This is a genomic window from Pseudoduganella flava, from assembly GCF_007830495.1.
Classification (GTDB): Bacteria; Pseudomonadota; Gammaproteobacteria; order Burkholderiales; family Burkholderiaceae_D; genus Rugamonas; species Rugamonas flava.
Map to the genome: position 1 here is coordinate 354264 of NZ_VLKW01000006.1, position 11599 is coordinate 365862.

The 11599-nt window shown below is 68.2% G+C and carries 13 protein-coding genes; 10 read left to right on the forward strand and 3 right to left on the reverse strand.

Annotated features, from left to right (window positions below; all coding sequences use genetic code 11):
- The first annotated feature begins 9 nt into the window (after positions 1 to 9).
- The 9 genes from IP92_RS17555 to IP92_RS17595 are packed head-to-tail and all read left to right on the forward strand — an operon-like array spanning position 10 to position 8328.
- Positions 10 to 294 (forward strand): hypothetical protein, encoded by a 285-nt coding sequence (locus IP92_RS17555; RefSeq protein WP_145877320.1) that lies wholly within the window; start codon positions 10 to 12, stop codon positions 292 to 294.
- On the forward strand, positions 291 to 1688 hold the full coding sequence (locus tag IP92_RS17560) for a pilus assembly protein TadG-related protein (RefSeq protein ID WP_145877322.1): 1398 nt from the start codon (positions 291 to 293) through the stop codon (positions 1686 to 1688). The genes IP92_RS17555 and IP92_RS17560 overlap by 4 nt, the downstream gene beginning before the upstream one ends.
- The gene (locus tag IP92_RS17565) at positions 1685 to 2170 is read left to right on the forward strand and encodes a TadE/TadG family type IV pilus assembly protein (RefSeq protein ID WP_145877324.1); all 486 of its coding nucleotides are present in this window, start codon (positions 1685 to 1687) and stop codon (positions 2168 to 2170) included. Before IP92_RS17560 ends, IP92_RS17565 begins: the two co-directional genes overlap by 4 nt.
- Entirely contained in the window at positions 2140 to 2721 is a 582-nt protein-coding gene (locus tag IP92_RS17570) for a TadE/TadG family type IV pilus assembly protein (RefSeq protein ID WP_145877326.1), read from the forward strand. Before IP92_RS17565 ends, IP92_RS17570 begins: the two co-directional genes overlap by 31 nt.
- A 17-nt stretch (positions 2722 to 2738) precedes the next feature.
- Positions 2739 to 3914 (forward strand): CpaE/TadZ family protein, encoded by a 1176-nt coding sequence (locus tag IP92_RS17575; protein WP_145877329.1) that lies wholly within the window; start codon positions 2739 to 2741, stop codon positions 3912 to 3914.
- 18 nt (positions 3915 to 3932) lie between these two features.
- Positions 3933 to 5279 (forward strand): TadA family conjugal transfer-associated ATPase, encoded by a 1347-nt coding sequence (locus IP92_RS17580; protein WP_145877331.1) that lies wholly within the window; start codon positions 3933 to 3935, stop codon positions 5277 to 5279.
- A gap of 9 nt (positions 5280 to 5288) precedes the next feature.
- Entirely contained in the window at positions 5289 to 6263 is a 975-nt protein-coding gene (locus tag IP92_RS17585) for a type II secretion system F family protein (RefSeq protein ID WP_145877334.1), read from the forward strand.
- Positions 6260 to 7204, forward strand: a complete 945-nt coding sequence (locus IP92_RS17590; RefSeq protein WP_145877336.1) for a type II secretion system F family protein — start codon at positions 6260 to 6262, stop codon at positions 7202 to 7204. The genes IP92_RS17585 and IP92_RS17590 overlap by 4 nt, the downstream gene beginning before the upstream one ends.
- 14 nt (positions 7205 to 7218) lie before the next feature.
- The gene (locus tag IP92_RS17595; protein ID WP_158206772.1) at positions 7219 to 8328 is read left to right on the forward strand and encodes a LytR C-terminal domain-containing protein; all 1110 of its coding nucleotides are present in this window, start codon (positions 7219 to 7221) and stop codon (positions 8326 to 8328) included.
- Positions 8329 to 8342: 14 nt separating this feature from the next.
- Here the strand turns inward: IP92_RS17595 and IP92_RS17600 are convergent, their stop codons facing one another.
- From IP92_RS17600 to IP92_RS17610, 3 genes are all read right to left on the reverse strand, one after another.
- Positions 8343 to 9107, reverse strand: coding sequence for a GIN domain-containing protein (locus tag IP92_RS17600; RefSeq protein WP_145877340.1), 765 nt, complete (start codon positions 9105 to 9107; stop codon positions 8343 to 8345).
- 32 nt (positions 9108 to 9139) lie between these two features.
- Entirely contained in the window at positions 9140 to 9337 is a 198-nt protein-coding gene (locus tag IP92_RS17605) for a hypothetical protein (RefSeq protein WP_145877342.1), read from the reverse strand.
- 169 nt (positions 9338 to 9506) lie between these two features.
- Positions 9507 to 10592 carry a tartrate dehydrogenase gene (locus IP92_RS17610; RefSeq protein ID WP_260071376.1) on the reverse strand — a complete coding sequence of 362 codons (1086 nt, stop codon included), beginning with the start codon at positions 10590 to 10592 and terminating at the stop codon, positions 9507 to 9509.
- 100 nt (positions 10593 to 10692) lie between these two features.
- On the opposite strand from IP92_RS17610, the gene IP92_RS17615 reads away from it, so the two are divergent.
- Positions 10693 to 11592: a LysR family transcriptional regulator gene (locus tag IP92_RS17615; RefSeq protein WP_145877347.1), complete on the forward strand. Its 900-nt coding sequence runs from the start codon at positions 10693 to 10695 to the stop codon at positions 11590 to 11592.
- Positions 11593 to 11599 lie beyond the last annotated feature (7 nt).

The window sequence follows — 11599 nt, forward strand, 5'->3', positions numbered from 1 at the left end:
GAGACCGCCATGACCATTCGCCCCCTGTCCGCATTGCTGCTGCTGGGACTGCTGGCCGGCTGCGGCAATCCGATCCAGCGCACGACGCCGCACTGGGACGCCCGCTTCGGCGACGCGACGCGGGCCGCGTTCGCGCAGCAGGTCATCAACCCGGCCGCCGCGGCCGATCCCCGTCCCGTGACGGGAACGGATGGCCAGAGCGCGGCCGCGGCGCAACAGCGCTACCAGAAATCCTATACCGATCCGGCGCCAGTGCAGGGCTCGTTCACGATCGGGATCGGCGGCGGGAAATGACTACGCATGCACCCGGCAGCCCCGCGCGCCAGGGTGGGGCCGTCATGATCCTGTACGCCCTGGCGCTCGTGATGATCCTGGGCTTTGCCGGGCTTGTGCTCGACCTGGGCATGGCCTACGCGCGCATGGCCCAGTTGCAGATCGTTGCCGACCAGATTGCCCTGTCGGCCGCGACGCGCCTGGACGGTACCGCGGCAGGGGTGACGGCCGCCGCCAACTCGGCCGTGGATCGGTGGAAGTCAAGATGGGGAGTCAACAATACCGCGTGGGTGCCGGACGCGTTGCGCTTTTCCGACGATGCGAACGCCGGCGAGGCCGGCTGGCTGAGCGCCACCGCGGCAGCGACGGCGCCGGCCACGATGGTGTACGCCCGCGTCGATACCGGCCTGCTGGCCGCGCGCGTGCGCCAGGTGCAGCCAACCCTGATGAGCGTACTTGGCGTCACGGCACCGATGGATATTCGGCCGCGCTCGATCGCCGGCCGGCGGCGCCTGCGCGTGCTGCCATTCGGGATCTGCGCGATGGGCCCGGAAACGGCGACGCGCGGTTCGGGCAGCACTGCCGAACTGGTCAGCTATGGCTTCCGCTCCGGCATCGCCTACAACCTGCTGATGCTGAACACGACCGGCGCCGCGATGGGCGAGTACTTCTACGTCAACCCGCTGGTGAACGGCGATGCGCCAAACGACCCGAACGCGCTGACGGACGAGACGGTTGCCCCGTTCATGTGTTCCGGTACGCTGGCATATCCCCGCATCCCGGGGGGCCGGGTACACGTACGCCGGGCCGACGCGTTCAACCTGTGGAACCAGCTCAACTCGCGGTTCGAGGAATACCTAGGCGCGAATCCGTGTAACAAGCTCAACGGTCCGGCCGACACGAACATCAAGAACTACGTCGGCAACAATGTGTTGAGCTGGCAGGGCCCGACGGTGCCGCGTGCCACCGCATTGTCGAAAGTCGTCAACGGCAAGCTGGCGACCATTGCCGAACTGACCACCGGCCAGACGTATCTGCCGGCCGAGTACGGTACGCGCTGGGCGTACGGGCCGGCGAAGAATACGGATGGATCGAGCAAGCTGATGTCGAGCTGGGCCGCGCTGTACCCATCCAGCCCGGCGGCCACCTATACGCAGACAACCTCGCCATACCGCAGCTACACCCAGCCGGCGACCGAGATGGCCAAGGCACAGAACTTGCGCCGCCTGCTCTACGTGCCCCTGCTGCAGTGCCCCGTGCCAGCCGGGCTGTACGCCGACGCCACGATCCTGGCGTACGGCAGGTTCTTCTTGACGGCAAAGGCCAGTGCCGGAGAGCTCCCCGGCGAATTCGCCGGCGTGCTTGCGCGCGACGCCGAAGCAAGGCTGGCCGACGAAGCGGAGCTCCTCGAATGATCGGGCGTGACCGCCGCGAACAGGGCACCGCCGCGATCGAAATGGTGCTGGTACTCGTATTCGGCATGGTGCTGCTGGCGGGCATGGTGCTGTTCGGCCGCCTGACGATGCACATGATCGCGCTGGAAAAGGCGATCGGCAACACGACCCGGATCGTGGCGACGCTGCCGCGCCCGATGCTGACGGCCGAGAACGCCGACCTGACCATGCCGGCGCTGGGAGCAAGACTGGTGCGTGACGCGACTCTCTCGGCTGGCCTCGATATCCAGCCGAGGGCCTCTTCCATCGGAGTGCTGTGTGAAGAGATGTACTGCGGCACCGGCGTGGCCACCACCATGGTCTCCGTCAGCACGAACATTTCCTTCACGGACACCGTGTTCCGCAACGCCTACACGGCCACGATCATGCCTGCGTCCGGCAGCCTGCCGCTATCGTTCAAGTACTCCGAGCTATGTGCCATCCCCTTCACCGTCGCGCCCTGAGCCGCCGCCGCGACGCCGGCGTCGTCACCGTCGAACTGGCCATGGTCCTGCTGATACTGCTGTCGCTGATCCTGGGCACGCTGGAAGTCGCGCGTGCACTGTACCTGTTCAACACGGTGCAGGAGGTGACGCGTGCGGCGGCGCGGATGGCGTCGATCACGGATTTCTCCGACGCTGCCGCGATGGACGCGCTGAAGCGCAATGCGCTGTTTGGCCGCACCGCGCTGCCGCTGGCGCCGGAGATCGGCACGGCCCAGCTGCGCATCGAGTACCTGGCGCAAAGTGCGACCGGCGACCCGGTGGCGCTCACGCAGATGCCGGCCTGCCCGGAACGGAACATCGTCAATTGCGCGCAGAACCCGCAAGGCACGTCCTGCATCGCCTTTGTGCGGGCCAGCATCTGCGTTCCTGGCGGCGACTGCACGGCGCTGCCGTACCGCCCGCTGACGACGCTGCTGCCCAGGTTCGCGGACATGCACGTTCCCATCGCCGCCACGCTCGTCAAGGCCGAACGGCTCGGCTACCAGCCGGGCACCAACAACTGTCTCTGACCCAAAGGAAGAATCGTATGAAAGCGCTCATGATCAGCAAGGATAGCCTGTTGCACGCCGAGGTCGCCGCGCAGGGCTCGGCGCGCATGCCCGCGGTGCAGCTCGTCGCATCGCGCCAGGGCTTGCGCGATGCCGCCGAGCGGCCGCTGGCGGACCCGCCGGAACTGGTGATCTTCGATGCCAGCGACGTCGAGCCCGGCGAATGGGAGCTGGTGGAACGGCTCGCGCGGCACTACCCGCAAGCGCGCTTCATGCTACTGGCCCGCGAGGCGCACCAGGAGCTGCTGATCCGCGCGATGCGGGCCGGCATGCGCGAGGTGCTGCAGCTGCCGCTCGTGCACCGCGCGTTCCACGAGGCGATGGACCGGATCGAGATCGAGGCCGGCGTCACCCGCCTGCGCGACGGCAAGGTGCTCGCCTTCATCGCCTGCAAGGGCGGCAGCGGCGCGACGTTTCTCGCCACGAACTTCGGCTACGCGCTGGCCGCGCTGGCGGAAAAGAAGGTATTGCTGATCGACCTGCATGGCCAGTTCGGCGACGCCACGCTGTACGTGTCCGACCAGAAGCCGGCGATGACGCTGTCGGACGTCTGCCGGCAGATCAACCGCATCGATGGCGCCTTCCTCGAATCGTGCCTGGTGCACGTGACGCCGGCCTTCGGCGTGCTGGCCGGCGCGGACGACCCGGCCCAGGCCACCGACATGAAGCCGGAGCACATGGACACGATCCTGCGGGTGGCGCGCCAGCACTACGACTTCGTCGTGCTGGACGTGGGCCGCCAGATCGATGCGCTGTCGATGCGCGCGCTCGACAGCGCGGACACGATCTACCCGGTGCTGCAGCTGGCGCTGCCCGACATTCGCGACGGCCGCCGCCTGCTCGACATCTTCCGTTCGCTCGGCTATCCGGTCGAGCGCACGCGCCTGATCGTCAACCGCTACGAGAAGGGCGGCAAGCTGCGGCTGGCGGACCTGGAGCATGCACTCGGCGCGGACGTCGTGCACACGGTGCCGAACGACTACCTGTCGGCGACGGATTCCGTCAACCAGGGCATCCCCGTGCTGCAGCTGTCGCGCGGCAGTCCCGTCGCGCGCAGCCTCGCCGACCTGGTCGAACTCGTCACCGAGCGGCGCGTATCGGAATCGAAAGGGCTGTTCGACCGGCTGTTCGGCCGCAGCGACGCCGAACAGTAAACCACCAAGGAGCGGATCATGAGTTTGCGCGAACGCCTGGCCCTGGCGGAAGAGGGCAGGAGCACCGGAGTCACCTTGCCGGCGCAATCGCAGGCAGCCTACCAGGAGCTGAAGGCCACGATGCACCAGCTGATCCTGGAGCGGATCGACCTGGAGCGCCTGAAGCGCCTCACGCCGGAACAATTCAAGCACGAGCTGGCACTGCTGGTCCAGCGCATCATCGAGGACGAGCGCATCGTGCTGAACCAGAGCGAGCGCCATCAGCTGGTCCTCGACATCCAGCACGAGATGCTGGGCTTCGGCCCGCTGGAGCGGCTGCTGGCCGACCAGGGCATCTCGGACATCCTCGTCAACACGCATGCGAAGGTGTACGTCGAGCGCGCCGGCCGCCTCGAGCTGACGGACGTGACGTTCACCGACAATGCGCACCTGATGAAGATCATCGAGAAGATCGTGTCGCGCGTGGGCCGGCGCGTCGACGAGTCCAGCCCGATGGTCGATGCGCGGCTGCCGGACGGGTCACGCGTCAACGCGATCATCCCGCCGCTGGCGGTGGATGGGCCGATCCTGTCGATCCGCCGCTTCTCCGCCAATCCGCTGACGATGCAGAACCTGATCGAGTACAAGAGCCTGACGCCGCCGATGATGCAGGTGCTGCAGGCGCTGGGCCATGCCAAGATCAACATCCTGATTTCCGGCGGCACGGGCAGCGGCAAGACGACGTTGCTCAACGTGCTGTCCGGGTACATCCCGGCGGCCGAACGGATCGTGACGATCGAGGACGCGGCCGAGCTGGCACTGCGCCAGCCGCACGTCGTGCGCCTGGAAACGCGCCCGCCGAACATCGAGGGCAAGGGCGAGGTGAACCAGCGTGCACTGGTGCGCAATGCGCTGCGGATGCGGCCCGATCGCATCATCCTCGGCGAGGTGCGCGGCGCCGAGGCCGTCGACATGCTGCAGGCGATGAACACCGGCCACGAAGGCTCGCTGGCGACGATCCACTCGAACACGCCGCGCGATGCGCTGGCGCGGCTGGAGAACATGGTCGGCATGTCCGGCGTGAACCTGACGCCGCGCGCGACCCGGCAGCAGATCTCCTCCGCCGTCACCGTCGTGATGCAGGTGTCGCGCCTGACGGACGGCGCGCGCAAGCTCGTCAGCCTGCAGGAAGTCACCGGCATGGAAGGCGACGTGATCGCGATGCAGGAAATCTTCCGCTTCGAGCAGACCGGCGTGGACGCGAACGGCAAGGTGCAGGGGCACTTCTTCGCCACCGGCGTGCGGCCCCGCTTCGCCGACCGCCTGAAGATGTTCGGCATGCCGGTGCCGGACAGCGTCTTCGATCCGGACCGCGTGTTCGAATAGGAGGCGGCGATGGACACGATGTTTACGGCGTTCGCCGTGCTGCTGTTCGCCGCCGTGATCTTCATGGTCGAGGGAGCGTGGATGTGGTGGAGCACGAGCCACGGCCGCGGTGCACGCCGCATCGCCCGCCGGCTCGACCTGATGGCCGGCCGCAACGAAGGGGGCGAGCGGATCAGCATCCTGAAGCAGCGCCGCTACGCGACGTCGCCGGCGCTCGATCACTGGCTGCGCGGTATTCCGCGCATGGCCGCGCTCGACCGGTTGCTGCTGCAGGCAGGCATGCGCTGGCAGGTGGGCCAATTCCTGGCCGGGTCGGCTGGCCTGCTGGCGGCCGCGCTGTTCGCGTTGCCGATCCTCGCAATGCCCTGGCTGCCCTCCGCCATGCTGCTCGCCGGTGCGGCCGGGGCGCCGTACGGCATGCTGCTGCGGGCGCGCGCGATCCGGTTGAAGAAGATCGAGGAACAGCTGCCGGAGGCGGCGGACTTCCTCGCCCGCGCACTGCGCGCCGGCCACTCGTTCGCCAACGTGCTGAAGATGGTGGGCGACGAGATCCCCGACCCGATCGGCAGCGAGTTCAAGGCGACGTACGAGGAAATCAACTATGGCGCGCCGATGAACGAGGCGCTGCAGAACCTCGCCGCGCGCATCCCGCTGACCGACCTGCGCTACTTCGTGCTGGCCGTGCTGATCCAGCGCGAGTCGGGCGGCAACCTGGCCGAACTGCTCGGCAACGTCAGCCGCCTGACGCGTGCGCGCCTGAAGCTGCACGGGCAGGTACGGGTGTTGTCGGCCGAGGGCCGCATGTCGGCCTGGATCCTTGGCCTGCTGCCGCTCGTCATGCTCGCCATCATGAGCGTCACGAACTACCAGTACGTCAGCGTGCTGTGGACCGATCCTGCCGGTATCAACCTGTTGTGGACGGCCGGCGGCGCCATGGTGCTGGGATCGTTCTGGATGCGCGGCCTCGTCAGGATTCGCGTATGAACGGCCGCCAGCTTGCCTTCCTGCTGATCGTCTTCGTCGTCGTGGCCGGGCTGGCGCTGGCCGCGGTGGCGATCTTCTCGCCGGTGCCGCTGCGCGAGCGCCTGCGCGCCTTCCTCGGCACTGCCGACGAAACTCCCGGCGCCGGCGACGGCCAGTGGGTCGAGCGCGTGGCGCGCGCCGCGAAGCCGCTGACGAAGCTGTCGCTGCCGGAAGAGGGCTGGGAACGCTCGCCGCTGCGCACGAAATTCATCAACGCCGGCTGGCGCAGCGCGTCCGCCCCCACGCTGTATTTCGCGGCGAAGACGGTGCTGGCGCTCGGCACGCCCGCCATGCTGGCGATGCTGGTGGCGGGCATGGCCGGCGGCGTGTTGCGCAACGGATTCCTGCTGGTGATGTTCAGCGGCGCCGGCCTCGGCTACTACCTGCCGAACGTGGTCCTCACGCGCAAGGCGGCAAGCCGCCAGCGCGATATCTTCGAGAACATTCCGGATGCGCTCGACCTGCTGACGGTCTGCGTCGAGGCCGGCTTGTCGATGGAGCGGGCGCTGACGAAGGTGGCGGCCGAGATCGACGTGAAGAGCGTCGTGCTGGCGCAAGAGCTGCAACTGGTGCTGATGGAAATGCGCGCCGGCTTCTCGAAGGAGCGGGCGCTGCGCAACTTCGCGCTGCGCAGCGGCGTCGAAGACGTCGACACGCTGGTGGCGATGCTGATCCAGGCCGAACGGTTCGGGACCAGCATGGGCGACTCGCTGCGCGTCCATTCGGACAACCTGCGCCAGAAGCGCACGCTGCTGGCCGAGGAGGCTGCCGCGAAGATCGGGCTGAAGCTGCTGTTCCCGCTGATCTTTTGCATGTTCCCGGCATTGATGCTGGTGCTGGTGGGCCCGGCCGGCATCCAGATGGTGCGGGTCGTGATGCCGGCGATGATGGGCAACCAATGACAGGGAGAGGGACCATGCGATCGACACGTAACTGGGCGGGAGCGGCATGCATCGGCGCGCTGCTGCTCGCATGCGGCAGCCGGCAGCCGCTGGTCACCGCGCCGCCGGTGCCGGCCGCCAGCGCGGATGCCTATTACGCGCTGGGCCGGGCCGAACACGCGGCGCGCCGCTATGCGCTGGCGCGCCGGGCCTGGCAACAGGCACTGCAGCTCGACCCCGCCCACACGCAGGCCCGCAACGGCATGGCCGTGCTGCTCGCCGAGGAAGGGGACTACGCCCGCGCGATCGGGCTGTGGCGCGCGCTGGTGGACGAAGGGCGCGACCTGCCGCGCACCGAACTGGCCTTCCTGCTCGGGAACCTGGGCTATGCGTTGCACCTGCAGGGCGGGCACGACGAGGCGCTGACGATGCTGCGGAAGGCCTGCGTGCTGGACCCATACCAGCCCGCCACGTGGGAGCACCTGGCCGCCGTGCTGGAAACGCAGGGCGAGACGGACAAGGCGCTGCGGATGATGAAGCAGGCACGCATGCTGCGCAGTCACGACATCCGCGGCGACTACGCGCTGACGGGTGCCGAGCCGCCCGCCGCGGCCGCGCAGCCGGCCGTGCAGCCAGCCGAAGCGTCGCCGTGGCCGGCTGGCCTGGCGCGCACGGAGCTGCACCAGGCGGGCGGGGTGGTCGAAGTGCGGCACGTGCCGGCGGCCGCCAGCGGCGCCGAGCCGGCGGCCGTACCGCCCGCACCGCGCGTGCCGTCCGCCCCGTCAGAGGCGACAGCCGTGGGGCTGGAGATCAGTAACGGCAATGGTGTGCGCGGCATGGCGGCCGCTTGGGCGCGCCGGCTGCGTGATGTGCAGTGGAAGAGCGTGCGGCTGACGAACGTGAAGCCGTTCGCGGTGCCCGTCACGCGGATCGAGTACCGCGACGATCCCGCCGCGCAGGCCGTGGCGCGGAGTTTGGCCGAACGCCTCGGCCTGCCGGCACCGCGGCCGGCGGCGGCCGGCGCCTCCGACCTGCGCATCGTGCTGGGCTGGGACCAGCGCGATGCGGGCGGCACGTGGGCCGCGCAGGGGAGTGCGAAAGGTAGTGCGAAAGGGTCCGCGCAGGGCGCCCGCCGGGCACCCTGACGCGAGATTGATCTTCAGTGCCAGTTCACGTGGCCGAGGCCGCGCGCGCTGGCGCTGCGGCTGGCCGGCTGGCCATACACGGTGGCCGAACCCAGGCCCGTCAGGCGCAGGCTGGCGGACGTCTTCGCGTAGACGGTCGCGCCGCCCAGGCCCGTCATGTCCACGTCCACGCTGTCGGCCTTGAGCTGCTGCGCATCGAGGCTGCCGACGCCGCCGAGACGGGCGCGCAGGCTGCGGCTCTCGCCGCTGACGACCATCTGGCCGGCACCGCGCAAGTTCAGGTCGACGTTCTCGGCCAGCCCCGTGTTGACGGTCATGCTGCCCGCGCCGTTCAGGTTCGCGTTCAGGTTCCGGTATTGCGACGTCATGTGCACGGCACCGGCGCCGTCGAGCGCGATGCGCAGCTTGTCGCCCGAGAAGCCCTGCACCTCGGCCGAGCCGACGCCGGCCGAGACCAGCTCGGACAGGTTGGGTAACGTCAGCTCCGCACGCAGTTGCGGCCGGCCGATGTGGATGCCCTGCAGGTCGGTGCCGATGCGCAGCGTGTCGCCGCGCTGGGTCACGATGACTTTCGGCAGGTAGCGCCGGTCGCCGGAGATGACGAGCCCCGGCTGCGCGCCGTATTTCAGCGTCAGGTCGATGACGCCATCCAGTACCACCTTCACGATGCGCGCGTCGACCGCGCGGGACTCGCTGACGATATCGGCAGCCTGCGCGGCACCGGCCGCGTTCGCATACAGGGCAACTGCCATCATCGTTGCGTTGACAAAGCTGTTCATCAGGGTCTCCGTCCGTGCAGGTGGCGTGGCGATTACAGGGCGGCTTTTTCGGCAGCCGACAGGCGCTTCGCGGTGACCTTCACGACGGCGACCTGACCGTCGGCTGTGGCGACGATGGCGCCGCTGTCGCGGTGCTGCAGCTTGGTGACGGCGGCGGTGGCCATGCTGGTCGCGCCGATCAGCACGAGGGCGGCAACGAAGATGGTTTCCATGTGTTTGGCGATGTTCATGATGAGCTCCTTGGGTTGTCTGGTTCGTGTTGCGATGGTTGAACTATAGACAGGCCCGCGGCGGCTCACCATCGCCGTGCGACGAACGGTGGTTTTCGCGAGATGAACTGCGGATAAGGCGGGATTTTGCTGCGCGCGGCGGTGCGTGGGCACCGCCGCGACAAGGACATCAGATCAGTGCGGCGATCGCCTCGCCCATCCGCGTGGTGCTGGCCGTGCCGCGCATGTCCGGCGTGTGCGGCCCCGTGCGCAGCACCTGCTCGACCGCGGCCATGATCGCGTCGTGCGCCGCCCGATAGTCGCCCTGGCGTTCCGGCTGGGCGGCGCCAAGGAAGTCCAGCATCATCGCGCCGCTCCAGATCATCGCGACGGGGTTGGCGATGTTGCGGCCGGCGATGTCCGGCGCCGAACCGTGCACGGGCTCGAACAGCGACGGGAACTTGCGCTCCGGGTTCAGGTTGGCGGACGGCGCGATGCCGATCGTGCCCGTGCAGGCGGGCCCCAGGTCGGACAGGATGTCGCCGAACAGGTTGGAGGCCACGACGACGTCGAAGCGCTCGGGGCTCAGCACGAAGCGGGCGCACAGGATGTCGATGTGGTACTTGTCCCACTTCACGTCCGCATACGACGGGGCGATTGCTTCCACCCGTTCGTCCCAGTACGGCATGCTGATCGAGATGCCGTTCGACTTCGTGGCCGATGTCAGGTGCTTCTTCGGCCGCGACTGCGCGAGTTCGAACGCATACTTCAGGATGCGGTCCACGCCGTGGCGCGTGAACACGGCTTCCTGGAGCACCGTCTCGCGCTCGGTGCCTTCAAAGATCTTGCCGCCGACGGAAGAGTATTCGCCTTCGGTGTTCTCGCGCACCACGTAGAAGTCGATGTCGCCCGGCTGCTTGTTCGCCAGCGGGCACGGCACCCCCGGCATCAGCCGCACGGGGCGCAGGTTCACGTACTGGTCGAACTGGCGGCGGAACTGGATCAGCGAACCCCACAGCGACACGTGGTCGGGCACCTTGTCCGGCCAGCCCACCGCGCCGAAATAGATCGCGTCGAAGTCCTTCAGCTGCGCGTACCAGTCCTCCGGCATCATGCGGCCGTGCTGCAGGTAGTAGTCGCAATGGGCCCAGTCGAACGTCGTGAATTCCAAGGGCAGCTCGAAGCGGTGTGCGGCCGCCTGCAGCGCGCGCAGGCCTTCCGGCATCACTTCCTGGCCGATGCCGTCGCCGGCGATGACGGCGATGCGTTGTGCGATTCGTTGTTTTTCATGATGGTCTCCCGGTTGAATGAGACAAGGATAATGTGTGCGGTTGCGTTTACAATCACCTGACTCGTTACTTCATCATGCACGAATCGTGAACGATCTTCCGCTGCTGGACGATCTGCGCCTGTTCTGCGCGATTGTCCGCCATAAGAGCTTTGCCGCGACCGCCCGCGCACTCGGGGTGTCGAACGCCTATGTCAGCAAGCGCCTCGGCATCCTGGAGGAGACGATGCAGGCGCGCCTGCTGCACCGGACCACCCGCACCACGGCGCTGACGGAACAGGGCCAGGTCGTGCACGGCTGGGCTCTGCGCATCCTGGAAGACGTCGAGCAGATGGCGGAGGCCGTATCGACGGAGCAGATGGCGCCGTCCGGCCTGCTGCGCATCTGCACCAGCTCCGGTTTCGGCCGCAACCGCGTATCGCCGGCACTGTCCGCGCTCGCGCTGCGCTACCCTGCGCTGGAAATCCAGCTGGAGCTGCTCGACCGCGCCGTCGACCTGATCGGTGAGGATTTTCACCTCGACATCCGTGTCGGCCAGGCGCACGAGCCGCACCTGATTTCACGCCGTATCGCCCGCAACGCACGCGTGCTGTGCGCCGCGCCGGCCTACCTGGAACGGCACGGCATGCCCGCCACGCTGGCCGCGCTGGCGGCGCACCGCTGCATCGTGATCCGCGAGCGCCACGAGGAGTTCGGCCGCTGGACCTTGCAAGGGCCACGCGGGCCGGAAACCGTGAAGGTCGGCGGCCCGCTGTCGGCCGCCAACGGCGAAGTGGTGCACCAGTGGGCGCTGGACGGCCACGGCATCATCCTGCGCTCGCTGTGGGACGTGGGGCCGGCGCTGGCACGGGGTGCGCTGGTGCGCGTGCTGCCGGACTACGAGCAACCGGCGGACGTGTGGGCGATCTATCCATCGCGCCTGTCGACGTCGGCGAAGCTGCGCGTTTGCGTTGAGTTCCTCGAAGAGTGGCTGGCACGGCACCGCTGAGACGTGC

What these genes read in the sequence shown, in the direction of transcription:
- IP92_RS17555 (WP_145877320.1), top strand. Translation starts at nt 10, where the DNA reads ATGACCATTCGCCCCCTGTCCGCATTGCTGCTGCTGGGACTGCTGGCC.
- IP92_RS17560 (WP_145877322.1), top strand. Translation starts at nt 291, where the DNA reads ATGACTACGCATGCACCCGGCAGCCCCGCGCGCCAGGGTGGGGCCGTC.
- IP92_RS17565 (WP_145877324.1), top strand. Translation starts at nt 1,685, where the DNA reads ATGATCGGGCGTGACCGCCGCGAACAGGGCACCGCCGCGATCGAAATG.
- IP92_RS17570 (WP_145877326.1), top strand. Translation starts at nt 2,140, where the DNA reads ATGTGCCATCCCCTTCACCGTCGCGCCCTGAGCCGCCGCCGCGACGCC.
- IP92_RS17575 (WP_145877329.1), top strand. Translation starts at nt 2,739, where the DNA reads ATGAAAGCGCTCATGATCAGCAAGGATAGCCTGTTGCACGCCGAGGTC.
- IP92_RS17580 (WP_145877331.1), top strand. Translation starts at nt 3,933, where the DNA reads ATGAGTTTGCGCGAACGCCTGGCCCTGGCGGAAGAGGGCAGGAGCACC.
- IP92_RS17585 (WP_145877334.1), top strand. Translation starts at nt 5,289, where the DNA reads ATGGACACGATGTTTACGGCGTTCGCCGTGCTGCTGTTCGCCGCCGTG.
- IP92_RS17590 (WP_145877336.1), top strand. Translation starts at nt 6,260, where the DNA reads ATGAACGGCCGCCAGCTTGCCTTCCTGCTGATCGTCTTCGTCGTCGTG.
- IP92_RS17595 (WP_158206772.1), top strand. Translation starts at nt 7,219, where the DNA reads ATGCGATCGACACGTAACTGGGCGGGAGCGGCATGCATCGGCGCGCTG.
- IP92_RS17600 (WP_145877340.1), bottom strand. Translation starts at nt 9,107, where the DNA reads ATGAACAGCTTTGTCAACGCAACGATGATGGCAGTTGCCCTGTATGCG.
- IP92_RS17605 (WP_145877342.1), bottom strand. Translation starts at nt 9,337, where the DNA reads ATGAACATCGCCAAACACATGGAAACCATCTTCGTTGCCGCCCTCGTG.